At 67.3% G+C, this 23,255-nt stretch carries 25 protein-coding genes and 1 pseudogene; 16 read left to right on the top strand and 10 right to left on the bottom strand.

Annotation, left to right across the window (positions count from 1 at the left end; all coding sequences use genetic code 11):
- On the top strand, positions 1-626 hold a 626-nt coding region (locus QWY84_RS17735), incomplete at its 5' end, for a phage tail tape measure protein (RefSeq protein ID WP_290204243.1).
- Between the two features lie 561 nt (positions 627-1,187).
- Here QWY84_RS17735 and QWY84_RS17730 read toward each other — a convergent pair.
- Positions 1,188-1,643 carry a hypothetical protein gene (locus tag QWY84_RS17730; protein WP_290204242.1) on the bottom strand — a complete coding sequence of 152 codons (456 nt, stop codon included), beginning with the start codon at positions 1,641-1,643 and terminating at the stop codon, positions 1,188-1,190.
- Between the two features lie 291 nt (positions 1,644-1,934).
- Between QWY84_RS17730 and fdxA the strand changes: the two genes are divergently transcribed.
- From fdxA to QWY84_RS17700, 6 genes are all read left to right on the top strand, one after another.
- Positions 1,935-2,258: a ferredoxin FdxA gene (fdxA, locus tag QWY84_RS17725; RefSeq protein ID WP_290204241.1), complete on the top strand. Its 324-nt coding sequence runs from the start codon at positions 1,935-1,937 to the stop codon at positions 2,256-2,258.
- Positions 2,259-2,372: 114 nt separating this feature from the next.
- Complete coding sequence (locus QWY84_RS17720; protein WP_290204240.1) at positions 2,373-2,963, top strand: 5-formyltetrahydrofolate cyclo-ligase; 591 nt, start codon at positions 2,373-2,375, stop codon at positions 2,961-2,963.
- A 6-nt stretch (positions 2,964-2,969) separates the two neighbouring features.
- Positions 2,970-4,034, top strand: a complete 1,065-nt coding sequence (locus QWY84_RS17715) for a lysylphosphatidylglycerol synthase transmembrane domain-containing protein (RefSeq protein WP_290204239.1) — start codon at positions 2,970-2,972, stop codon at positions 4,032-4,034.
- On the top strand, positions 4,027-6,285 hold the full coding sequence (locus QWY84_RS17710) for a glycosyltransferase (RefSeq protein ID WP_290204238.1): 2,259 nt from the start codon (positions 4,027-4,029) through the stop codon (positions 6,283-6,285). Before QWY84_RS17715 ends, QWY84_RS17710 begins: the two co-directional genes overlap by 8 nt.
- A gap of 38 nt (positions 6,286-6,323) precedes the next feature.
- Positions 6,324-7,421 carry a histone deacetylase family protein gene (locus QWY84_RS17705; RefSeq protein WP_290204237.1) on the top strand — a complete coding sequence of 366 codons (1,098 nt, stop codon included), beginning with the start codon at positions 6,324-6,326 and terminating at the stop codon, positions 7,419-7,421.
- A 50-nt stretch (positions 7,422-7,471) separates the two neighbouring features.
- Positions 7,472-9,046, top strand: coding sequence for a class I adenylate-forming enzyme family protein (locus QWY84_RS17700; protein ID WP_290204236.1), 1,575 nt, complete (start codon positions 7,472-7,474; stop codon positions 9,044-9,046).
- 20 nt (positions 9,047-9,066) lie between these two features.
- Here QWY84_RS17700 and QWY84_RS17695 read toward each other — a convergent pair whose 3' ends face one another.
- Together QWY84_RS17695 and QWY84_RS17690 are read right to left on the bottom strand one after the other, a co-directional pair.
- The gene (locus tag QWY84_RS17695; RefSeq protein WP_290204235.1) at positions 9,067-9,345 is read right to left on the bottom strand and encodes a hypothetical protein; all 279 of its coding nucleotides are present in this window, start codon (positions 9,343-9,345) and stop codon (positions 9,067-9,069) included.
- A 135-nt stretch (positions 9,346-9,480) separates the two neighbouring features.
- The gene (locus QWY84_RS17690) at positions 9,481-10,029 is read right to left on the bottom strand and encodes a lipocalin family protein (protein WP_353959910.1); all 549 of its coding nucleotides are present in this window, start codon (positions 10,027-10,029) and stop codon (positions 9,481-9,483) included.
- A 122-nt stretch (positions 10,030-10,151) separates the two neighbouring features.
- Between QWY84_RS17690 and QWY84_RS17685 the strand changes: the two genes are divergently transcribed.
- The gene (locus QWY84_RS17685) at positions 10,152-10,868 is read left to right on the top strand and encodes an AzlC family ABC transporter permease (protein WP_290204234.1); all 717 of its coding nucleotides are present in this window, start codon (positions 10,152-10,154) and stop codon (positions 10,866-10,868) included.
- Positions 10,865-11,188 carry an AzlD domain-containing protein gene (locus QWY84_RS17680; protein ID WP_290204233.1) on the top strand — a complete coding sequence of 108 codons (324 nt, stop codon included), beginning with the start codon at positions 10,865-10,867 and terminating at the stop codon, positions 11,186-11,188. Before QWY84_RS17685 ends, QWY84_RS17680 begins: the two co-directional genes overlap by 4 nt.
- 8 nt (positions 11,189-11,196) lie before the next feature.
- Here QWY84_RS17680 and QWY84_RS17675 read toward each other — a convergent pair whose 3' ends face one another.
- Positions 11,197-11,577, bottom strand: coding sequence for a hypothetical protein (locus QWY84_RS17675; protein WP_290204232.1), 381 nt, complete (start codon positions 11,575-11,577; stop codon positions 11,197-11,199).
- A gap of 82 nt (positions 11,578-11,659) precedes the next feature.
- Positions 11,660-12,217 carry a cysteine hydrolase family protein gene (locus QWY84_RS17670; protein ID WP_290204231.1) on the bottom strand — a complete coding sequence of 186 codons (558 nt, stop codon included), beginning with the start codon at positions 12,215-12,217 and terminating at the stop codon, positions 11,660-11,662.
- 106 nt (positions 12,218-12,323) lie between these two features.
- Here QWY84_RS17670 and QWY84_RS17665 point away from each other — a divergent pair, with 106 nt between their 5' ends.
- Entirely contained in the window at positions 12,324-13,028 is a 705-nt protein-coding gene (locus QWY84_RS17665; protein ID WP_290204230.1) for an SDR family NAD(P)-dependent oxidoreductase, read from the top strand.
- Between the two features lie 85 nt (positions 13,029-13,113).
- On the opposite strand, the gene QWY84_RS17660 is transcribed toward QWY84_RS17665, so the two are convergent.
- A complete protein-coding gene (locus QWY84_RS17660; RefSeq protein WP_290204229.1) occupies positions 13,114-13,542 on the bottom strand; it encodes an Sbal_3080 family lipoprotein in 429 nt (142 codons plus the stop codon).
- 196 nt (positions 13,543-13,738) lie between these two features.
- Between QWY84_RS17660 and QWY84_RS17655 the strand changes: the two genes are divergently transcribed.
- Together QWY84_RS17655 and QWY84_RS20210 are read left to right on the top strand one after the other, a co-directional pair.
- Positions 13,739-14,185 carry a MarR family winged helix-turn-helix transcriptional regulator gene (locus QWY84_RS17655; protein WP_290204228.1) on the top strand — a complete coding sequence of 149 codons (447 nt, stop codon included), beginning with the start codon at positions 13,739-13,741 and terminating at the stop codon, positions 14,183-14,185.
- Positions 14,186-14,272: 87 nt separating this feature from the next.
- A pseudogene (locus QWY84_RS20210) lies at positions 14,273-14,821 on the top strand (DUF8737 domain-containing protein); the annotation flags it as partial.
- Here the strand turns inward: QWY84_RS20210 and QWY84_RS17650 are convergent.
- Positions 14,816-15,979 carry a GlxA family transcriptional regulator gene (locus tag QWY84_RS17650; protein ID WP_290204227.1) on the bottom strand — a complete coding sequence of 388 codons (1,164 nt, stop codon included), beginning with the start codon at positions 15,977-15,979 and terminating at the stop codon, positions 14,816-14,818. The pseudogene QWY84_RS20210 and the gene QWY84_RS17650 sit on opposite strands and share 6 nt — an antisense overlap.
- 98 nt (positions 15,980-16,077) lie before the next feature.
- Between QWY84_RS17650 and QWY84_RS17645 the strand changes: the two genes are divergently transcribed.
- Positions 16,078-17,166, top strand: a complete 1,089-nt coding sequence (locus QWY84_RS17645; protein WP_290204226.1) for a class I SAM-dependent methyltransferase — start codon at positions 16,078-16,080, stop codon at positions 17,164-17,166.
- A 115-nt stretch (positions 17,167-17,281) separates the two neighbouring features.
- Here QWY84_RS17645 and QWY84_RS17640 read toward each other — a convergent pair whose 3' ends face one another.
- Positions 17,282-19,168 carry a methyl-accepting chemotaxis protein gene (locus QWY84_RS17640; protein ID WP_290204225.1) on the bottom strand — a complete coding sequence of 629 codons (1,887 nt, stop codon included), beginning with the start codon at positions 19,166-19,168 and terminating at the stop codon, positions 17,282-17,284.
- 216 nt (positions 19,169-19,384) lie between these two features.
- Here QWY84_RS17640 and QWY84_RS17635 point away from each other — a divergent pair, with 216 nt between their 5' ends.
- Positions 19,385-19,993 carry a rhomboid family intramembrane serine protease gene (locus QWY84_RS17635; RefSeq protein ID WP_290204224.1) on the top strand — a complete coding sequence of 203 codons (609 nt, stop codon included), beginning with the start codon at positions 19,385-19,387 and terminating at the stop codon, positions 19,991-19,993.
- 12 nt (positions 19,994-20,005) lie between these two features.
- Here QWY84_RS17635 and QWY84_RS17630 read toward each other — a convergent pair whose 3' ends face one another.
- Both QWY84_RS17630 and QWY84_RS17625 read right to left on the bottom strand, forming a co-directional pair.
- A complete protein-coding gene (locus QWY84_RS17630; protein WP_290204223.1) occupies positions 20,006-20,605 on the bottom strand; it encodes a DUF924 family protein in 600 nt (199 codons plus the stop codon).
- Between the two features lie 25 nt (positions 20,606-20,630).
- Positions 20,631-21,068 carry a GNAT family N-acetyltransferase gene (locus tag QWY84_RS17625; RefSeq protein WP_290204222.1) on the bottom strand — a complete coding sequence of 146 codons (438 nt, stop codon included), beginning with the start codon at positions 21,066-21,068 and terminating at the stop codon, positions 20,631-20,633.
- A 179-nt stretch (positions 21,069-21,247) separates the two neighbouring features.
- On the opposite strand from QWY84_RS17625, the gene QWY84_RS17620 reads away from it, so the two are divergent.
- The gene (locus tag QWY84_RS17620) at positions 21,248-21,670 is read left to right on the top strand and encodes a hypothetical protein (RefSeq protein WP_290204221.1); all 423 of its coding nucleotides are present in this window, start codon (positions 21,248-21,250) and stop codon (positions 21,668-21,670) included.
- A 266-nt stretch (positions 21,671-21,936) separates the two neighbouring features.
- A complete protein-coding gene (locus tag QWY84_RS17615) occupies positions 21,937-23,130 on the top strand; it encodes an ABC transporter substrate-binding protein (protein ID WP_290204220.1) in 1,194 nt (397 codons plus the stop codon).
- The last annotated feature ends 125 nt before the right edge of the window (positions 23,131-23,255 follow it).

The raw sequence follows: 23,255 nt of genomic DNA, 5'->3' as shown, positions 1-23,255 counted from the left end.
TCGAGAGCGGCGCCCAGCGCACCTTCGAGCGCTTCACGGAAGGGCTGCGCGACGGCGAGAGCGCGTGGGTGTCGTTCAGAGAGGCCGCGCTTGATGCGATACAGGAGGTCATCAACGAGCTGTTTCGCCTCATGGTGGTGGAGCAGCTCGCGCAGTCGATCAGCGGCAGCCTCACGGGCAGCAGCGGCGGCGGCTTTGAAGGTGTCGCCGCGAGCGTGAACATGCAGCAGAGCGCCAAGGGCAACGCCTTCGACCGCTCGGGCCTCATGGCGTTTGCCAAGGGCGGCGTGGTGAATACGCCCACCACCTTCGCCTTCGCCAACGGTGTCGGGCTGATGGGCGAGGCCGGCCCGGAGGCCATACTGCCCCTGACGCGGGGCAGCGGCGGCGAGCTGGGCGTGCAGGCGGCGGGGATCGGCGGCGGCGATCAGATTGTTGAAGTCTACGATCAGCGCCGCAGCGGCGAGCCCATTGAAGCGCAGGAAGACCGGGACGCGAACGGCGAGCGTCGCGTGCGGCTGTTTGTCAGGGATGAGGTGCAGCGCATGTTCGGCGAAGGCCACGCTGACCGCACCATGCGCGAGAACTTCGGCCAGAAGCGCCGGCCCACCAAGCGCACTGGCTGATGCCGCCTCTTGTGATCAAACCTATGCTTGATCACACTCGACCGTAAGTTTTGGGCCTTTGGGGGAGCGTCGATGATGATTCGGCCGGTCATGCTGCTGTTGGCGGTTGTCTTCTTGTCTGCATGTGCAACGCGCCCCGTGCCGCATACAGAAGCAACACCAGTGCCCTCGGATCGAATAATCGACAACTCGTTCTTGGAACGGAGCGACGACACTGTACAAGTTATAGTGAAACGGGATAGCGGGATTATGGGTGGTGCGTGCTCGACCCGGGTGTTTGTCAATGCTGACCCCGTAGCCGATATCAGGCCATCCGAAAAGCTGCGCCTTCAGCTGAGTAAGGACATTCATATACTCAGCGCAAACCCCAGTCCGTGCGGCGGCGCATTGACGGAGGTTAGGGCGGATACACGCCCTGGTGATCAGTTGGCGTTTAGGATTGGATACGGCAGTAACGGCGACTTCTTTATCAGCCCAACGGCGTTCTAGCCCCAGGACACCTACCGCCTGAGCTGGGGCATGACCTTCAACCAAGGCCGCTACCTGCACCTGTCGTTCGACCTACCCGCCTGGCACCTGTAAGGGGTCTTTCTTCCAGACCTCAAGGTACGCCTTAGCCCAAAGCTCTTTGCCTGTGGCGAACCAAATCATCAGGTAGACAAGTATACGGAGAAAGACAATGCGATCCTCTTCTCCCGCGCCGGCGGCTTCGCGGTACCCTCCAAGCTCCACACGCACGCCGGCGAAGGGCGCGGGGTTAGTCGTATTTTCTGGCAGCAACATTTCGTAACCAACCAAGTCCCAAGCCTTGGCCCATGCGCTGAAGAGTATGTGGCCTTCGGGCATCGCGGCTACGTGGGCGTACAATCGACCAAGGTCGGCAACGTTGTGGTCGCTGTGAGGGTCGCGCTCCTTCTCCCCCTCTTGAACCTTTCCCTCCTCCTCCTCCATACGCTCCACGACCTTTCCGTGGATCACGTGTAAGAAGTGCCGCTTCGCTTCTCCGTTCGTTATCATCGCCGTCACCCTCGCGCTTTGAAGGTGAAGCTGAACGTACAGTAGAAGGGCTCTCTGTCAAGCGCTGCCACTCTGGCAGCTCTGAGGCGGTGCGGGCGCACTTTCTGTAAGCGGCGTTCAACCAGCCAGACACCTAGCATAACCCTGGTACGGGGCCGAATCGAGCCTCAGGGACAAGCGCGTAAGCTCTTGATGATGTAGAATTTCTAGTGCGTTTTTGACGCTAACATGGATCTATCATACATTATTACACCGCAACGAACACCGATCCCCGTCTCGCTGGAGACCGAGATGACCTACGTCGTCACCGACAACTGCATCAAGTGCAAGTACACGGACTGTGTCGAGGTCTGCCCCGTGGACTGCTTCCACGAGGGGCCGAACTTCCTGGCCATCGATCCGGACGAGTGCATCGACTGCACCCTGTGCGAGCCGGAGTGCCCGGCCGAAGCCATCTACGCCGAGGACGACCTGCCGGACGATCAGTCTCATTTCCTGGAGCTCAATGCGGAGCTTGCGCAGAAGTGGCCGGTCATCACGGAAAAGAAGGATCCGCCCGCCGATGCCGAGGAGTGGGATGGCGTAGCGAACAAGCTTCCTCACCTGGAACGTTGAGGAAACACTGAACCGCTCGCGCGCTTGCGGCCGAGCAGCGCACAAGCACGCGGAAACGGTTCAGTGTCCCCTTGGCCTTGCACCATGCCCCCGGCATGGGCTACAACACGCGTCATGCCGGACACCGCCACCATTCGAGAACGCAAGCGCCAGATCCGGGAGACGACACTGGAGCGGCGCGATCGCATGACGGCCGGGCGGCACCGCCAGGCCAGTGCGCGAATCTGCAGTCGCCTGCTGGAGCTCCCGGAAGTCCGGCAGGCCCGCTCACTGTTCGTTTTCGTGTCCTTCGGAAGCGAGGTGGATACCCACCCGTTCATCGATGCCCTCCTCCACGACGGCCGGCGGGTGGCGGTGCCGCGCATCATGGACCGCACCTCCATCCAGGCCGTGCCCATGGCCGGCTGGGACGATCTGGAGGCGGGCCAGTGGGGCATTCTCGCACCCCGCAGCACGGAATCGGCACCGGGCCCGTTCGATGTGGCCATCATTCCCGGTGTCGCTTTCACCGAGCGACGGGCCCGGCTGGGTCACGGCCGGGGCTACTATGACCGCTGGCTCGCGGCGAACACCGTGGGCACGAGCATTGCCGTGGCATTCGAGCTCCAGATCGTGCCCGAGGTGCCGGTGGAAACCCACGATCATCCCGTGGACCGGCTCGTCACCGAAGAGCGTGTTCTGCCGCCCAGCGGAACAGGCTACTAGTACCCCGTGCCGCGGCTGCAGCGTCCCGCCCTGGGCACCCTGGTCTCGCCGGCTCGACTGCTCGCTTTCTCCGGGCTGTTCCTTCTGCTCAGCGGCGCGGGAATCTACACCGTCTACCACGGCGTCGCCCGGCAATCCCTGACCTTCGACGAGCGGCTGCTGTCCTGGCCCCTGGCAGGCTCCCTTGCCGTGCTCCTGGCGGTGTACTTCAGCGCCGACGGCCTGCGGCTGTACTTCACGCTGCGGGCGCTGGGCTACCGCGTGGCGCCGCGGGGCATGGTACGGCTGGTCTTCGTCAACATCTTCTTCTCCAACATCACGCCCCTGGCAACCGGCGGCGGCTTCGCCCAGATCTGGTATCTCCGCCAGATGGGCGTGCCCGTGGGCGTAGCCACCGCGGCCACCACCATTCGCACGGCACTCGCCGTCGTGCTGATCTTCGCCGCCACGCCCGTCGCGCTGCTGGGGATCAGCAACACCGGGCTGGAGCGGCTCGGTGCCCGTGTCGATATCTACATCGCCCTGTTCATCGCCCTCTACCTCGGCGGGTTCGCGGTGGTGCTGCTACGCAGTCGATGGCTGGCGACGCCGGCGCTGGCGTTCATCGCCATCCTGCGGCGAACCGGAATCATCAGCCTGCCCCGGGCGCGGCGCTGGGCCCACCACCTGAAGCGGGAACTGAGCCGCTTCTCCCGGAGCTTCGCCCGCTACGTGCGGGGGCATCCGGCCTACGTGAGCCTGTCGGTGCTCTGCACCGCGGTCTTCCTCCTCAGCCTGTTCTCGTTCCCGGCTCTGCTACTCTGGGGGCTCGAATACCGTGTCGAGTACCCTACCGTCGTCGGTCTGCTGGTCGTGACAACATTCATCATGTACTTCTCGCCCACGCCGGGGGCATCCGGTATCGCGGAAGGTGTATTCGGCCATTTCTTCGCGACCATCGTCGCGCCTCAGCATCTGCTTCTGGTTACCGTCGCCTGGCGCGCCCTGACCATCTACCTGGGAATGGCGATCGGCCTGGCGCTCCTCGTCGGCGGCATGGTGCGCAGGACACGGGAAGCGACCCATGAATAGGCAGCGGGGCCTCAAGGTGGCGTTCTACGTGGCGCTGGCCTCCCTGGTGTTCCTGCTCGGCTACAAGGCCTACCTGAACTTCGTGGAGCCGGATTTCCAGGCCGTTCATGCCGAGCAGGTCGATACCATCCAGGGCCGCCTGGATGGTCAGCGGTCGTTCCGCTTCGCGGTGGTGGGCAATATCAATAACTCCGTGGGGATCTTCGAGAGGCGCATGATCCCCCTGATCAACCTGTCCGACGCGGATTTTCTCGTCTCCGCCGGGAACGCCGTCAGCGGCGGCGGCGAAGACAAGTACCGGGCCCTGTACCGTACCCTCGGGCGGCTGTCCATGCCCTACCTGCTGACATTCGGTGAGCACGAGCAGTCGGAGTTCGGCAGCTTCCGCTTCTACGAGCATTTCGGGCCGTATTTCTATGCCTTCTCCGCCGGCAACGCCCAGTTCATTTTCCTGGACAGCACGGGCAAGACCCCCTTGTCCTGGCAGCTGCGCTGGCTCGAGGATGAGCTCGCCGGCAGCGACGCCCCGCATACGTTCGTCTTCATCAGCCATCCCCCGCTCACCGCGCCGGAGGCCACGTGGTTCGACGACGATGACTACTACCGCGACAACGAGGCGTTCCGCACCCGTTTCATGGAGCTGATGGCCGCCCACGAGGTGGACGCGGTGTTCTCCGCCAACCGGCCGCTCTACGATCACCAGCAGGTGCGCGGGACGCACTACATCACCACCGGCGGCGCCGGCGGCCTGGTCATGAACAATGATCGCAGCTTCTACCACTACGTCCGGGTCGCGGTGGCCGGCGACGAGCTGGACATTGCCGTGGAGGAGCTCGACATCGGGCAATACCCGGTGTTCAAGACCCTGGAGAGCCTCTGGTTCTTCATCCACTCGCTGTTCTACGCCGGCTACCTGAATTTCCTTCTCCTGGTCTCGGCGCTGGCGCTGGTGGTGATCAAGCTCTACGGACTGATCTTCGTCGAGCGCGACTACTACCGGGACTACGACATCGACCCGGCGGCCTACCTGGAACAGCCCTTGCGCGTGGCCATGTTCACCAACAATTACCTGCCGTTCATCGGGGGGGTGCCGATCTCCATCGACCGGTTGCGCCGGGGCCTTCGGGCCCAGGGTTCCCGCGTTCTCGTGGTCGCCCCCGCCTACGGGCGCGATGCGCCGGGCGGCGAGGACGAGCTGCGCCTGCCGGCCCCGCTGGCGTTCGGGCAGCAGGGCGAGTTCCGGGTGGCCAACCCGCTGGTCCGGGGCACGTGGAGGAAGCTGCGGGCCTTTGCGCCGGAGATCGTCCACGTCCATCACCCGTTCTGGCTGGGATCGCTGGGACTGTGGTTCGCCAGACGACTGCGCGTGCCCGTGGTCTACACCTACCACACCCGCCTGGAGCACTACGCGCACTACGTGCCGCTGCCCAGCCGCCTGTTCCGCAACCTGCTCTCCCACTGGCTCATCCGGCGGTTCTCGAACAAGTGCGACGGCGTGATCGTCCCGACCATCTCCGCGGAGGAGTACCTGCGGGCCGTAGGCGTGCGCTGCGAGATCCTCATCCAGCCCACGGGGATCGACTACCGGCGGTTCCGGGATGCGGACCCGCAGCGTGTCGAGGAGCTGCGGAAACATTACGCCGGCGACGACGCCACCATCTTCGTCAGCGCCTCCCGCCTGAGCCGCGAGAAGAACGTCGATTTCATGCTCGATGCCATCGCCGCCCTGCGCCGCAGCAGCGACCGGGCGTTCCGCCTGCTCATCATCGGCGACGGCCACGAGCGTGAGCGCCTGCAGGAGCGCATCGACAGCCTGGGGCTCGGCGATACGGTCATCCTCGTGGGGGCCGTCCCCCAGGAGGACATGGCGGCGTACTATCACCTGGGCGACGCCTTCGTGTTCACCTCCAAGTCGGAAACCCAGGGAATGGTCATCCTGGAGGCCATGGCGGCAGGACTGCCCATCGTCGCCGTTCGCTCCAGCGGCATCGACGACGTCGTCCAGCACGGGCGCACCGGCTACAAGACGCCCGAGAACGTGGACCGATTCTGCGCCTGCCTGCGCGAGCTGCTGGATGACCCGGCCCGCCGGGCGGAGCTCGCGGCCAACGCCCGCGGGTTCGCCCGGGGCTACGATATCGAGCCGTTCGCCCGCGAAGTCCGCCACTTCTATGCGAAACTGCTGGCACGGCATGCCAGTGCGCACAAGCACAAGGCCCGGGGGCGCCGTTCCGGACGGGACGCGGCATGACCCCTGACAACGCCTGATCGTACGGAGGAGCCACCCAGATGCGAGGAGACCGGGACGTTCTGGTCATTCATGACGAGCGCATGCTCGCTCACAATCCGGCCGCGTCCGACCCCTACCTGCCGGGACGGCTGGATCGCCGGGTTCGCGAGATCCTCGCCGGGCTCGCGGTCCAGTGGAACTACCCGGAACATCCCGGCCGCCTGGCGGCGATCACCACGCTTCTCGATCAGGAACCGGTGCCCGGGACGCGGTTCCAGTCGGCCCGCCCGGCGTCCCGGGAGGAGCTCGGGCGCGTGCACACCGCCACGCACCTGCGCGACGTCAACAAGCTCCGCGGCCAGCACGCCTGGCTGGACGTGGACACCACGGCCATCTCCCCCGGCAGCCTGGAAGCCGCCGAGGTCGCCGCTGGGGCAGCCATTCTTGCCGTCGAGGCGGTGGTCACCGGCCGCTCGCAGCACGCATTCGCCCTCTGCCGCCCGCCCGGGCACCATGCGGAAACAGCTCGGGCGCGGGGGTTCTGCCTGTTCAACAACGTCGCCGTTGCCGCGGCCCACGCGCAGGCCGAGCTGGGCTGCGAGCGGGTGCTCATCGTCGACTGGGATGCCCACCACGGCAACGGCACCCAGGACATCTTCTGGGCCTCCCCGGACGTGCTGTTCTTCGACACGCACCGCGCCAGCCCGTTCTACCCGGGCTCGGGGGACCTGGAGGAGATCGGCGCCGGCCTGGGCGAAGGCACCACCGTCAACGTGCCGCTGCCCGCCGGGGCCGGAGACCAGGCCGTGATCAAGGCCTTCGAGGAGATCCTGGTGCCGGCGGCGGACTGGTTCCGGCCCGACCTGATCCTGGTCTCCGCCGGTTTCGATCCCCACCGGCTGGACCTGTGCCTGAACATGAGTTACGACGGGCTCGCCGCGCTCACGGGGATCGTGCAGAGACTCGCGGACCAGCACTGCCAGGGCCGTCTGGCCCTGGTCCTGGAAGGCGGCTACCACCTGGAATCCCTGGCCCGGGGTGTTCACTCGGTGCTCGGCGTGCTCGCCGGCGGCGAGGCCCCGGAACCGGCGGAACCGGGCATCGACGAGGTGGCGGCGGCGACGGCGTTCCACCTCAACGCCTTCAAGGCGCTGTGACCGCTCCCCGCCCGCGCCATACACAGGAAACGACACGAGGAGGAGCCCGCATGGACATCGGATTTCTGCCCCGCCGCAGCCAGTGGCCCTGCCGCCGCGTCCCGGGCACGGCCCCGGCCGTATCCTTCGAGCACGGCGAGACCTGGGACCACGACACCCTGCACCGCCGCGTCAACGCCTGCGCCAACGCCCTGCTGGAGCGCGGCGTCGGCGCCGGTGACCGTGTCGGCGTACTGCTGTACAACGCCCTGGAGTACTGGGCCGTCTACCTGGGCGCGGCGCGCATCGGCGCCATCGCGGTGCGGCTGAACTTCCGCCTCACCGCCGAGGAGCTGGATTTCGCCATCTCCGACTCCGACTGCAAGGTGGTGTGCTTTCACGCGAGCCTGGCGCCCACGCTGGCCTCCATCCGCGACAACCTCGCGGTCACGCACTGGATCGCGTTGCCGGACGAGGACAGCACAGTTCCGGACTGGGCGGAGCCCGGCTCGGTGCTCGCCGGGGCGTCCGGCGCCGAGCCGGGCTGTGCCCGGCCCGGCCCGTCGGATCCCGCCATGCTGATGTATACCTCCGGCACCACCGGCCGTCCCAAGGGCGCCCTGTGGAACCACGCCAATACCCTCTGGTTCACCGCCATGCAGGCGATGCAGTGGCAGCTGGACGAGAGCACCGTGGCCATGACCACCGGCCCCATGTACCACGTGGGTGCGGTGGAGGACGTGGCCAGCGCGGCCCTGGCCGTCGGCGGCCACGCCGTCGTCCTGCGCAGCGGCGGCTTCGACATCCGCAGGGTGCTGGACATCGTCGGCCACCACGGGGTCACGGATCTGTTCCTGTTCCCGTTCATGATCTACGAGCTGGCGCACTTGGACGCCGACGAGGCCGGCCGCTACGACCTCGCCAGCGTGCGCCGCTTCGTCTCCGGCGGTGACCCGCTGCTGCCCTGGGCCACCCGGGTGCTGCAGGAGCGCTACCCCTGGATCGAGATCAACCAGGTCTACGGGCTCACCGAGGGCACGCCCATCGCGGCCGCGTCCACCGGCGCCGAGACCCTTGCGCACCCGGACAGCGTGGGGCGTCCCATGCCGTTCACGGAGATCTCCCTGCGCAACGACGACGGCACCATGGCGGGCCCCGGCGAGCAGGGCGAGGTCTGGATCCGCAGCCCGGTGGTCTGCGACCGCTACTGGCAACGCCCGGATGCCAGCGCCGAGACCTTCGTCGACGGCTGGTGCCGCACCGGGGACCTGGGCCGGCTCACCGATGAGGGATTGCTGTGCATCGCCGGGCGCAAGAAGGACATGATCCGCACCGGCGGGGAGAACGTCTATCCCGCCGAGGTGGAGGATATTCTCATGCGCCACGAGGGAGTGCGCGAGGCCGCCGTGGTGGCGGTGCCCGACGCCCGCCTCATCGAGGCGGTCTGCGCGGTCATCGTGCCCGTCGAGGGCGCGACGGTTACCGAAGGCGATGTCATCGCCCACTGCCGGCAGTCCCTGGCGGGATACAAGTGCCCGCGGCACGTGGTCTTCAGCGACGAGCTGCCGCGCACGCCGTCCGGCAAGCTGATGAAATACAAGCTGCGCGAGGCCCACCGGGAGCTGGGTACGGAGCCGGGCGGCTGACGCGCCCGGCTCCGGCGGGGTCATGCCTGGTCGCCCTCCCGCGCCTCCGGATACTTGTCGCAGAACCGCTGGAGGACGAGGTTCAGCTTCTCCGCGTGCCGGACGTTGCCGCGCGCCCGGGCCATGGCGATATCCTCGACGATCATGCGCCGGATGCGGGGCCGCCCGTCCGGCGCCTGGACCAGGTAGTGCCCGACTTCCAGGGCGCGCATCTCGGGGCAGTGCTCGTGCTCGGCGATGGCCTCGACCTCTTCCTCGGTCAGATCGGTCATGGCCAGGCAGTCTTCGTAGGTCAACATGGTTGGTCTCCGGTGGCCCGCGCATGGCGTGCGTACGGGCCGAAACAGGGTGGTCACGGCAGCAGGAGCAGGCGCCCGCGAGAGTTGAGCGCCGTGACTATCAGAATAGATCACCGCCTCCCGGACCGCCATGCATCAGGGACCGGAAATCCCGTCGGCGTCGTCCCATCGCTGGGGTACGCGCCGGATCTCCCCGATGTCGTAGCCGCGCTCGTCCAGGAACCCCAGGATCCGCTGGTAGTCCGCCTCGGGAATCCCCGGCTGCCGCGCCATGATCCAGACGTAGTCCCGCCGCGTACGGCCGACCACCGTCTGCTGATAGTCGTCGTCCAGATAGATCACCAGGAACTCGGCCTTGAACGGCCAGAGGAACTGCATGCCCCACTCGGCGTTGTCGTCGCTGCGCACGAAGCCCGTGGGGTTGTAGCGCTTGCGCTCGCCGTCGAAGCCGCCCTTGCGGAAGGTGAACACGGTATCGATGGTGCCGTCGTCATTGAGGCTGTAGCGCTCGACGGCGTTGTAAGCGTCCCGTTCCAGGAAGGTCGGGATATGCGCGATCACGTACCAGTCACCCATGTAGCGTTCGAGATCGACCCGGTCGACGGTCGGCATCGGCGGATGACTCTGGCAGGCACCGAGCAACAGCGCCGCGGCGGCGATCAGTCCCGCGCTCCACTTGCGCATTCCACGTTCTCCTTGGGTTGTCGGTGACGGGGCGATGCCGTGCCGTCGATGCGTCCGGCTTCGCATCCATGGTTCAGCTGGTATACTCCGTTGCCCGCTCTACAGCACGGAATCCCGGATTCATGGCCGCTCAACCGGCGAAACAGCAGGTGTTCAGGCAGGGTCTGCGCGCCGTCGCACCCATGCTGCCGGGCGTCATCCCGTTCGGCATGACCGCGGGCATCGCCGCCCTGGAGGCCGGCCTGGACCCGCTGACCGGCTTCGGCATGTCGCTGATCATCTTCGCGGGCGCCGCCCAGCTCGTGGTCGCCCAGCTCATCGCCGACGGCGCGCTGCCGGTGATCGTCGTGCTCACGGCGCTGATCATCAACCTGCGCATGGTCATGTACAGCGCATCCATTGCTCCCTACCTTGGTCATCTGCCCGTGCACTGGAAGATGCCGCTGGCCTACCTGCTCACGGACCAGGCCTACGCCCTCAGTATCACGCACTTCCAGCACGGGCAGATGGCGGGCGGCCCCAGGCACTGGTTCTATCTCGGCGCGGCCCTGCCCCTGTGGGTCATCTGGCTGCTCGCCACCGTCCTCGGTGTGTGGCTGGGGTCGGCGGTGCCGCCGTCCTGGCAGGTGGGATTCGCGCTGCCCCTGGTGTTCCTGGTCCTGCTGGTCCCCGTCATCCGTGACCGGCCCAGCACCGTGGCGGCCATCGCCGGCGGCGGCATCGCGCTGGCCGCCCACGACGCCCCGTATCACCTGGGCCTGACCATCGGCGCGGTCACCGGCGTTGTCTCCGGCGTAAGCGCCGAGCTGCTCCTGCATCGCCGCGGGAGCGCCGAATGAGTACCGGCGTGGTCTGGGCACTGATCTGCATCATCGGGCTGGGGACATTCCTGCTGCGCCTGTCGGGCATCCAGCTGCTGGGCGGTCGCACGCTGCCCGACGCGGTCATGCGCACGCTGCGCTACGTACCGGCGGCGGTGATCGCCGCCATCGTCGTTCCGGCCATCGTCAACGGCGGCCCCGAGCCGGGTTTCACGCTGGAGAACACGCGTCTCCTGGCCGGCGTCATCGCTGCCGGCGTCGCCTGGAGCACGCGCAGCGTGCTGGCTACCCTGGGTACCGGTATGGGGAGCCTCTGGCTGCTCGAGTGGCTGTTGTGAGCCCGGGATCATTCCCGGTCGGGCAACGACAGCTCCATCTCCGCCCCGCCGTGGCCGTGCACTGAATCCCGGGCCCGGATCCGCACCGAGTCGATCTCCTCCGGAATCTCCACGCCGGGCAGCGAGCGCGTGAACGGCTGCTCGTCGACGTGGGGGTGGTGAAGCGTGCGGGTCCCCAGCTCGGTACCATCCGGCGCCAGGACCTGCCACTGATCGGCATAGTGGTCCCAGCCCTCGTCCTCGTGACGGACCGTGACCTGGAAGGAATAGGTACCGTCACCGGTCGCACGAACGTCGGCACCGACAACGTCGGCCTCGCCGGCCATGACCCCCGAGGAAGCCAGGCCCGCGGCCAGGGCCAGCAGCCACGCCTGTCCACCGTGATTCATAAGCATCCCCGACCCTATGTACACTCGCGTACCATCATGATAGAGACACGCGGACCCGCCCCGGGGCGCCGGTCTTGCTGCCCTACGCCCTGCCGTCACCGGCAAGCAGCATGCCGGTCTCGCGGATGCTGGCATAGGGCATGGCCAGCGCCGCCATGAACGCCGCCTGGACCTGCCGCGCCGGCACCACCTCGCCGTTGTGCGTCAGGTCCCGCGTTGCGCACGCGTCCTCGGCGACGGTACACCCGTATCCGAGGTCGAAGGCCGCCCGGGTGGTGGCATCGATACACATCTGCGTCATGGCCCCGCAGATCACCAGCTCGTCGATTCCCGCCTCGCGCAGCACGGCCAGCAGCTCCGTCTGGCGAAAGGCGTTGGGAAAGTGCTTGGTAATGACGGGCTCGTCCTCCCGCGGCGTCACCGCGTCGTTGATCTCGACCCCGGGCGTTCCGGGCACGAAGAACGTGGCCCCGGGTCGCTGTGACAGGTGCTGGACGAAGAACACGGGGCGATCGTCGGCGCGGAAACGCTCGAGCACGGCCCGCGCATTCTTCGCGGCCTCGTCCATGCCCACCAGCTCCATGTTGCCGCCCGGGAAGTAGTCGTTCTGTACGTCGATCAACAGCAGTGCCTGGGTCATTGCTTCGCCTATTTCTTCGACTGGGTACCCCGCGGTTTACACGAGCCGGCCAGGACGGTCAAATGAAGACGAGGTTCCAGATTCTCGGTAACAGCCGGAGGCAGCCATGGCGGATTCCATTGCGGTCATCGTCGGAGTGGGCCCGGGTCTCGGCGCCTCCCTGGTGCATCGGTGCGCCGGCGAGGGCATGACGGTGGTGGCGGCCGCGCGCAATGCGGAGGACCGCACGGAGCTGCAGGACGGCGCGAACGCCGGCCAGGTCCGCCTGCACAACTGCGACGTCACCTCGGCCGACAGCGTCGCGCGGCTGTTCGCCTTCGTGGACACCCTGGGTGTACCGGAGCTGGTGGTCTTCAATGCCGGCGCATTCCGGCGGGCGACGGTGCTGCAGACGGATCCGGCGGATTTCGAACGCTGCTGGCGGGTCGGCTGCCTCGGGGGACTGCACACCGCGCAGGCGGCCGGACAGCGCATGAGCACGGCAGGCCGCGGGACCATCCTGTTCACCGGGGCCACGGCCTCACTGCGGGGTGGTGCGGGATTCAGCTCCCTGGCGTCGCCCAAGTTCGCCCTGCGGGCCCTGGCCCAGAGCCTGGCACGCGAGCTCGGCCCGGAGGGCGTCCACGTCGCTCACGTGATCATCGACGGCCAGATCCGCTCCGAGGGGCACGAGGAGCTCCTGCGGGAACGCGGGCCGGACTCGCTGCTGGAGCCGAACGAGATCGCCGGGAACTACCTGGCCCTGCACCACCAGCACCCCAGCGCCTGGACGTTCGAGCTGGACCTGCGGCCCTGGGTGGAGCGGTTCTGAGGAGAGCGGCCCGCTCGCCCGGCAGTCGGGCCCCGGCCGTCCCCGGCGATGCCTTCACGCGCTTCCTTTGCCGTTGCCTTTTCGGCTACTCGCGGGAGAGATTCTGGAGCAGCTCACGGATCAGCGGACGCACCTTCTCTTCCGTCGGACCGAACTTCTCCATGCCGCCGCCCCGTCGGGCGTCGTACTCGACCAGCCCCACCGGCTCGCCGTTCTCGAACAGCTGCCCGTGGAAATAGCTCAGGTACACGGCGAGATCCCACCCCCAGTTGGCCGTGAAGGTGAAGTAGTGCACCGCCTCCTCCGGGCGCTCGCCGCGGTAGATCGACGCCTCGAAGCCCTGGCGCCGGATCTCGTCGGCGATCACGCCGTGGATCTCGCTCATCTGCACGTCCCGGTTGTACTCGACGTAGATCGTGTCCACCGGACGATCGGTGCGCGCGGGGTTGACGTTCTGCGTGATCGAGCAACCGGACAGCAACAGGAGAATGCTGACGAGAAACAGTTTCTTCATTGGTTATCCATCCTTTCCTTGGTGGTCCATCTCCACTGCCCCGCCGGGCGCGTCCCCCGAGACCGGCAAGGCAACGAGCCACGGATTGTCGCGCAATGGGCGCGTCGGGCCAAGGCAGTACGCCGCACGGGCCCCACCGTATCGGCGACATGCCCCCGGGCTTGAACGACAAACGATTGACGTGTATATACACCATATGAGCGACGAGATCCCGGATGAAGCGCTTGCCCACGTGGCGGCCGACTGCGTCTGTCGCCGGGCGCGGATGGTGGCGCGCAAGGTCACGCGCGTCTACGACGAGGCACTGCGGCCCGCGGGCCTGAAGATCACGCAGTTCACGCTGCTGGTCGCCATCGGCAAGGGCGCGCCCGGGTCGGTATCCCTGCTCGCGGAGGCGCTGGCCATGGAGCGCACGACGGTGGTACGCAATCTCCAGCTGCTGGAGAAGGATGGCCTGATCCGGATCGGACCGGAGGGGATCCGCCGGGCCCGGGCCATCCGGCTGACCCGGGCAGGCCGCGAACGACTGGCTACGGCCTATCCCTACTGGGAGAAGGCGCAGGAGACGCTCCGCCAGCGGCTCGGTGACGATGACCTGCAGCTCACCCGAACCGCGCTGGAAAAACTTGCCCGCGCCGTATGAACCTCTTTTTTTCGGTAGACATGTGTATATACACACTTGAATCGCGAACCCACCACGCCGTCTCACGATCCCGTTTGGAGGTCTCCCATGACTGAGAGCCGCTCATCCCTCTCGTACGGCTTCATTCTCGGATGCAGCCTGGTCGTCCTCGCCTGGCTGGCAGTGATCATCGGCCTCGGGCTGGAAGGTGTCTTCCACCGCCCCGTCGGGCAGCCGCCGCTGCCGACGCTCCTGGCCATCGGCATGCCTCCGGCAGTATTCCTGGTATTGCTGCGATGGCGGCGGTTCAACGACTCCGTGCTGGCGATCGATCCGGTATGGCTGGTCGCGGTGCACGGCCTGCGCATCCTGGGTGCCGCGTTCCTTGTCGCCTATGCCTTCGATGGATTGCCCGGTGTGTTCGCGCACCCCGCCGGGTGGGGCGACATCCTGGTCGCCCTGCTGGCGCCGTTCGTGGCCGTCATGCTCGCACGTGATCCCCGTTTCCTGCGCTCGCGATGGCTCTGGGGCTTCCACGCCCTCGGCATGCTCGACTTCGTCGGCGCCGTCGGCTCGGGGCTGCTGGCGCGGGCCCTGCTGGCGGGCGGCCATGATCTGGTCGCGACCACCGCCCTGTCGCAGTTTCCGCTGCTATTGATCCCGTGCTTTGCGGTACCCCTGTGGATCTGCCTGCACATCGCGGCATTCCGTCAGATCGCCGCGGCCCGCCGCGGCGATCCGCGGGTCGCCGGAATCCCCGCGCCCGGCGGCGGAGAGCACGGGCTCGCCGGAGGCGAGAGCGCGGCGGAGAGCACCGAACCGGCGCCGGTACTGGGCAGGCGTTAGGCCGACCTTGCGGCGGAACAGGCGACCGAAAAAGCTGGCGTCCTCATAGCCCACGGCCTCGGCGATCGCCTCCAGGGGCCGGTCGCTGGTCTCCAGCCACTGCTTGGCCTCTTCCAGCCGGAGCGTCTGCACGTAGGCGATGGGCGTCATTCCGGTGGCCTTCAGGAAGCGCCGCTTGAAGGAGCGCTCCGACAACCCGGCGAGCCGGGTCATGGCCGCCACGGGATGGCGCTCGCCGTAGTGCTCGGCAACCCACTGCTGGCAGCGGGCGATGACGCGGTCCTCTGCCTGGGAATGCCGGCTGAGGAGTGCGTAGGGCTGCTGGCCGACATGGTGCCAGTCGATGAGGAAGACCTTGGCCACCTGCAGCGCCCGCTCCAGGCCGACCGTGCGGGCGACGAGAAACAGCGCGAGGTCCTGCCAGGACGAGCCGCCGCCGGCCATGACGATCCGCTGGCCCTCGCCGGCCGTAACCAGGGCCTGGCGGGGATGGACCCGGACCCCTGGATAGCGCTTCTCGAGAACCTCGCAATACGCCCAGTGCGTCGTGGCATCGCAACCGTCCAGAAGCCCGGCCTCCGCCAGCAGCAGGGCCCCGGAACAGGCGGTCGCCAGGAAGGCGCCTCCCTGATGGCACGTCCTCAGCCAGTCCGTCTCGCGGGCGAACCGCCCCGCAATATCCTCGCCCGGCGCGACCAGGAGCTCGGGCACGCAGACGATGTCCGGAATGCCCGCCTCGTCGAAGGCGCAATCCGGCGTCACCCGCACACCGTTTGCCATGGAGAAGCCGTCCGGCCCGGCGCCGACGGTGAACGGCCTGAAAGGGGATTCGACCGGCACGCCCCGGGTAATCAGCGACCAGTCCCGGTCGACGGAGGCGAACACGTCGTACATGCCGAACAGCGTCGAAGCCGTGGTCTCCGGCATGGTCAGGAGAGCAACGGTGTACCTGCGTGGGGCGTCCGGCATGGCAGAAAACACCAGATAGCGTCATTTCGCACTTTAGCACCGGCCGGATCTCCCGGGTAGCTTGAGCCTCCCCAACCCCCACGCAGGAGAGGTGACCCATGTCCAGTGCAACTGCCGTTCGCAATATCGACCCGACCGCGGTCGACGCCTTCGAGGAACGCCTCGTCCATGCCCTGAATGAATCGGGCATGCTGCTGATGCTCTCCATCGGTCACAGGACCGGGTTGCTGGCGGCAATGGACGGCGCGCCGCCGGTCTCCACCACCGAGCTCGCCCACCGCACCGGGCTCCAGGAGCGTTACGTAAGGGAATGGCTGGGTGCCATGGTGGCGGCCCGCGTGGTGATCATGGATCCCGGCCGCGGCACGTACGAGCTACCGCCGGAGCACGCGGCCCTGATTACGGACAACGGCGCAGCCAACCTGGCCGTCTACGCCCAGTTTCTGCCCATGGCGGGCCAGGTGGAGGACGAGCTCCTGCGTTGCTTCCGGGACGGCGGCGGCGTGCCCTACGACCGTTACCCGCGCTTCCACGAGATCATGGCCGAAGACAGCGGGCAGACGGTGCTCAGCGCCCTGCTCGACCACATCCTGCCCCTCGCCCCGGAGCTGCCGGACCGCCTGGAATCCGGCATCCGCGTGCTTGACGCGGGCTGCGGCCGCGGTCTTGCCCTGATGATGATGGCGGAGCGCTATCCCGCCAGCGACTTCACGGGGTACGACCTCTCGCACGAGGCCGTCGACTGGGCCACCCGTCGAGCCGCGGACAAGGGCCTGGGGAACGTGCGCTTCCAGGTCCGGGACCTGAGTGACTTCGACAGGACCGCCGCGCCCGGGCGATTCGACCTGATCACCACGTTCGACGCCATCCATGATCAGGCGAAGCCCCTGGCCGTGCTCACCGGCATCCGCCGCTCGCTGGCCGACGACGGCATCTACCTGGCCCAGGACATCCACGCAGCGAGCGCCCACCACGAGAACGTCGACCACCCCATGGGTGCGTTCCTGTACGCCGTGTCCGTGACCCACTGCATGACGGTCTCCCTGGCCCAGGGCGGCGAGGGGCTGGGCACCATGTGGGGCCGGGAGAAGGCGCTGGAGTACATGCAGGCGGCCGGTTTCAGCCGCGTGGAGGTGCATCAGCTGGAGCACGACATCCAGAACGACTACTTCATCTGTCGCCCGTGACGGGGCGCGGGATGCACCCCGCCGCCGGGGTGCATCCCGCCTTCCGTACACGGCGCCGGAACGGATCTCCGGTCCGATGGTGGGTCATCCGGAGCAGCAGCACTGCGACAGCCGCTTAGCCCAGGCGGAAGCGCTCCGTGGTACGGGCCAGCGTCCGCGCCTGCTCGGACAGCTGCTCGCTGCTCTCGCCCAGGGTCTCGCGCACGCTCTTTGTCTGGCGGGTATAGACGTTGATCTGCTCGATCTTCTGGGCGATCTCCTCGGTGGTCGAGGAAATCCCCTCGATGGACGTGGTGACCTGATCCATGTCGCCGGCCACCGTCTCGATGGACTGGGTGATCTGCTCCATGGCGGCGGCCACCTCACCGGCATTCTTCTCGCTCTCGGAGGCCTTGGCACGGCCCGCCTCCATGAGCGAGGCGATCTCCCGGGTTTCCTTGTTCAGCGACTCGACGATACCGCCGATATCGCTGGTCGCGGAGACCGTCTTCTCGGCCAGGGAGCGGACCTCGTCGGCCACCACGGAGAAGCCCCGCCCCGCCTCGCCGGCCCGAGCGGCCTCGATGGCCGCGTTCAGGGCGAGGAGGTTGGTCTGCTCGGCCAGCCCGTTGATCACGTCGACGATGTTGTTGACCTTGGAGCCCACCTGGTTGAGCGATTCCACCTGCTTGTGGGTCTGCTCGATCTGCCCGGAGAGATCCCGCATGGTCTCCACGCTGGTGGAGATGACCCGGGAGCCGGACTGGGCCGACTCGTTGGCCTCCTTGGCGGCGTTGTTCACCGTGGTGGTGCGGCTGACGATCTCGTTGGCCGTCTGCGAGATCTCCTGCGCGGCCGCGGCCGCCTGCTCCGTTTGCTCCTCCACCTGGCGGCTGTTCTCGCCCAGCTCGCTCATGTGCTGGCGCAGCTGCTCCTGCAGGGCATTGAGGTCCCGGGTACCGTCCACCACCTGCTGAATCACCGCGGCGACATCGTCGATCATGCGGTTGGAGGCCTCGCCCAGGCGGTTGAACTCGTCCCGGCGATTGCGGCTCAGCCGCAGCTTGTCGCTGAGATCCCCCGCGGCTACCTCCGTGAGCAGGCGCACCACCTCGTTCAGGCGCCGGACCAGGGTCCCCGAGGCGCGGGTGAGCGTGATCACCAGGAACAGCATCACGGCGGCCGAGACGCCGATTACGAGCCAGGCGGATTCCTGGCGCGCATCATCGGCGGCCTGCGTGGTCTGCGCGATCAGTCCCGTGCGCAGGGATTCGTTCTGCGCCTCGATGGCCGTCTCCAGCTCACTGCCCAGGGTATCGAGCCGGCCCTCGATGGCATCGATCTCCTGTGCGAGGCCGTGAGCGGCGTTGAACGCGTCGGCGAACTGCTGGACGGCCTGACCGATGAAGCTGTCGCCCCAGTCCATCTCGTCCACGGCCGCGCTCATGTTCTCGATCGCCTGGAACGTCGCCTCGGCTGCCTCCGGATCGAAGTTCGACATGTATTCCCGGTGGCGGTTGATCGCGGTCTCGACATCCTCCGCCATCATGGTGACGTTGATTTCGCGCAACCCCTCCGAGGTCACCTCGGACAGGCGCGCGCGCAGCCCGCTGGACGAATCCAGGCCCAGCTCCTGCCGCTTGCCGAGCCACTCGCGGCGAAGCTCCACGTAGTTCGCCACCTGCGCGCGGATCGCCTGCGCGGATTCCTCCACCGAGGTATCGTCCAGCGCCTGCCCGCGCTCGACCAGGCGCTCGGCCTGCTGCCGCAGACTGGCCAGCTGTTCCTCGTAGGCTTCGACCCCGTCCGCTTCCAGCCCGGCGCTCTGGTTCTCCGCCTTGAGCCACTCGGCGAACAATGACCGCGACGAGCTCTGATACGCCGTTGCCTCGCTGCGCGCGGCATACGAGCTCGACACCTGATCGAGCCCGCGCAGCGCCGACAGGGCCACCAGCACCAGGCCGATGAACGTCGCGGCGATCAGAAGCCAGAAGGTATGCTTCCAAGAGAGATGAAGGCCCACGGCACGACTCCTTGCATTGTGATTCTGTTCCACGGTGTGAGCCGGTCACCCCGACGAGCCGGGGGTGTGGCCCCTTCCCGGTGGTGCGGCGATTCTCTCCGTGTAACGGCCTCGCCCGCGGAAACTTGAGGGGGCAGGCTATCGGTCCCGGCGCCGGCACTGCATAATCACCGCCGACGCCCGGGACCGCCGCGGCACGCAGGGAGGACGACCGCAATGACCGTAACGCTGGCGCTGATCCTGGTGACGGCGGCGATCTCCGTGTACGCATGGCGGGACAGCCGTGTCCTGGAGAAGCTCGTCCACTGGCCGCCCGGAGTGCGGAGAGGGGAATGGTGGCGGCTGCTCAGCCACGGCTTCATCCATGCCGACGCCGGGCACCTGGTGTTCAACATGATCACGCTGTTCTTCTTCGGCCGGATCATGGAGCAGGTGCTGATACCGCGCATCGGCGCCGCCGGCTTCGTTCTCTTCTATCTCGCGGGCATCGTCCTGGCCGCGCTGCCCAGCCAGTTCCGCCACCGCGACAACCCCCGCTTCCTGAGCCTCGGCGCATCCGGCGCCGTGGCCGCCGTGCTGTTCGCCTACATCCTGATCCAGCCGTGGGCCATGCTGGTGGTCTTCGTGGTGCCCGTGCCGGCCATCGTCTTCGCCGCGGCGTACGTGGGCTATTCCCTCTGGGCGGAGCACCAGGGCGGGGGCCGCATCAACCACAGCGCCCATCTCGGCGGCGCGGCCTGGGGCGTGATCTTTCTCGCGGGCCTGGAGCCGGCGGTCCTTCCCCATTTCCTCGCCGAGCTCGTGGCCCCCCTGCAACGCCTGTAGCGGCGGCCCGTCTCAGAACGACGAACCCGGCTCCTCCAGGAAGGCCAGCTCCTCCGGTGTCGAGGTGCGCCCGAGAATGGCGTTGCGGTGGGGGAACCGGCCGAAGCGCTGAATGATCTCCTGATGGCGCACCGCGAAATCCAGGTTGACCTGGAAGGTCTCGCGCAGCTGCGCGCCCACCTCGTCGCGCAGCTCCCGAAACAGCGCTACGCTGCGGTCCTGGTGCGCCAGGTCCTCGGAATGCTCCAGCGGCATGTACCAGAACACGCGCTGGATGGGCCGCAGCTCGCGGTCCTGGCCGGCCGCCAGTCCCTCCAGGCACAGGGCCCTCGCCTTGGCGTCGAAGGCGAACGCCGCGGGCGTCCCGCGGTACATGTTGCGGGGGAACTGATCCGTGAGGATGATCAGGGCAAGCCGCCCCCGTGCCGTGGCGGCCCAGTCATCCAGCTCGTCCCGGCCCGCCGCCTGGACGGTGGTCTCGAAACGCGCCCGGATGTCTTCGTCGACGGCGTCGCTCTTCGACCACCACAGCGCGCCCCGCTGCGCCGCCACCGTGCCGTCGTCCGGCGCATCCCCGAACCAGTACTCCAGGATCGTCTCCGGGTCCGTCATCGTACCGTCCTCTTTGCCGCACGCATCAGCTCTCCCCCGCCCGGCCGACGGGCATGCTGAAATGGTAGCTGGACAGGGCCATGCCCTCGCGCTTGTAGAAACGATGGGCGTCCTCGCGCTGGACACCGGAGTCCAGATGAAGCTGGGCACAGCCGTGATCCACGGCAAACCGGGCCAGCCAGGCAAGCAGCGCGGCGCCGTGTCCGCGCGACCGGTTCGCGGGCAGCGCCACCAGGTCATCCACGTACAGGAACCGGCCCCAGGCGAGGTTCTCCGCGATGCGGAAGCCGGCGACCGCCACCGGGACGGACGCTTCCGCCGCGCACACCAGGCGGTATCCGGCCCGCTCCTGCGCCCGTACCCGGGCGACGAAGTCCGCCTCCGGGACGTGCGGGCGCAATTCCCTCATGACGGGATAGCAGGCCGCGATCTGCTCATCCGATTCCACAAGATACATGTCCATTCCTGATACCATCCCATGCGGCGCAACGCAGGCGTGAAGCCATGGAAGTCGGGGCCGGGAACGTTTGTACCAGAGAGATCGTGATCCGGCTACTTTTCATGCCCGGCTTCCTCTACGATGAATATCCGGCCGAATCGATGCGAACGCTCTCCGGGAACCGCCAGAGACGGAAGCAAGACATGGCAGTGCACACGACCTGGGTACGCTATCGACGCGATTCCATTCTGTTCGCCGCTGTCTGGTTGGCACTGGGTCTCGGAACGCTCCTCGCCGGCAATCTGGACGGCGGCACCGCGGCCCGCACCACCGCATGGACCATGGCGGCAGGGCCCGTACCCGTGGTCGCCTTCGTCCTCGGCGCGGCAGGAACCATTCGCACTATCGCGGCTCACGGCAGCGGCTCATTCGGCAACCGCATTCTTCTCACGTTCTCCTTGCTCGGGGTACTCCTGCCGCCCGCCGTGTTCGCCATCACCTATGCCGTGCTCGCCGCCAAGGAGACCACCGCGGGCCTCCTGGTGGTCAGTACGACCTTTGCCTGGCCCGGCGTCGCTAACCTCGCGGCGGTGCTGCTCACCGACCGGCAGCGCCGTCAGGCGTAGCGCCGCGGGCACCACCCCGCCGGACAGCGGAGTCTCCGAGCGCCGCCGCGGAGCGAAGGCTTGCCCCGGCCGTTACTATGCAATCCGAGGCGGGCGATCAGATTCGGCACGAATCGTGTGAACTCTCTCACGCTATTCGCCGGCATCTTGTGGAAGCGTGCTAACGACGGTCGGCCAACGATGATCAGGGGTAAGACGCTGGCCCGCGCGTCGCCACTGAACAACCAGTCACGCAAGAACAAGAATCCTTCTGGAGGAGAACAACCATGCCACGGATCAAGCGCACGCTTCACGTGCTCCTGGGCTCATTGCTGCTTGTATCGCATGCAGAAGCGGACGAGATCGGGATCGGGCTCATCACCGAGATGTCCGGGCTGTACGCGGGACAGGGGAGCCGTGTCGCCGCCGAGCTGGCCGTCGACGATTTCGGCGGCGAAGTGCTGGGCCGCGACATCGAGCTCTACCTGCGGGATCACCAGCTCGACGCCGAGCTCGCCGTCGAGCACGCGGAGGAGCTGATCGAGGAAAAGGGCGTCACGCTGCTCACCGACCTGGTCCGCTCCCACGTGGCGCTGGCGGTCCAGGATTATGCGTCGGAGCGGGGCGTCATCACCATGGCCGCCGGCGCCGGCGCCACCGAGCTCACCGGCGAACAATGCACGCGACTGGGGTTCAACTGGGCGTTCAACGTCGACGCGCTGGCTCAGGGTGTCGCCGGCGCCATCACGCGAAGCGGTGGTGAATCCTGGTACTTCCTCACCGCGGACTACGCCTTCGGCCACAGCCTCGAGCGCGCGGCGACCGAGGTGATCGAGGCCAATGGGGGCGAGAGGCTCGGCCACAGCACGTACTCGTTCGACGCCACCGACCTGAGCGTCCAGGTGCTGGACGCCCAGGCCTCCGGCGCCGACGTAATCGGCCTGGCCAGCGGCGGCAAGGACACCATCAAGGCCATTCGCCAGCTGCACGAGCTCGGCGGCTCCGGGGTCGATCAACAGCTGGCCGCGATGCTGCTGTTCATCACGGACATCAAGCAGATGGGGCTCTACATCACGGGCGGGTTGCAGCTGGTGACCACGTTCTACTGGGACGGCAACCCGGAGGCCCGGGCTTTCGCCGAGCGATTCCGCAGGCGCACGGGAACGGTCCCCTCCATGATCCACGCGGGCGTGTACTCGGCGACCCTGCAGTACCTGAAGGCCGTGGAGGCCGTCGGCTCCACCGACGCGGAGCAGGTCGCCGAACAGCTCCACAGCATGCCGGTGGACGACTTCTTCGGCCTCGGCAGCCGCGTCCGCCCGAACGGCCTGCACGAGCACCCGGTCTACCTGGTGCAGGTCAAGAACGCCCGGGATTCGGAAGGACCGTGGGACTACTTCGAGGTGCTGGAGCGCATCCCCACCGATGTGGCCTTCCCGCCCATCGAGGACAGCGCCTGCCATCTCGTCGACTCGCGATAGCCCAACGACAAAGCCGGCACCGGAGCCCGGGAGGCGCGTACCGGGCGATCCGGCGCGGCCAATGGCCGCATGGGACGCACCAGGCGCTGCATCCCCGGGCCGGGGATGCGCAGCCGCGCAGGCCG

It is taken from the genome of Aquisalimonas lutea, from assembly GCF_030409225.1.
Classification (GTDB): Bacteria; Pseudomonadota; Gammaproteobacteria; order Nitrococcales; family Aquisalimonadaceae; genus Aquisalimonas; species Aquisalimonas lutea.
Note: the sequence above shows the minus strand (reverse complement) of the source record. Positions and strands in the feature narration are given on the sequence as shown.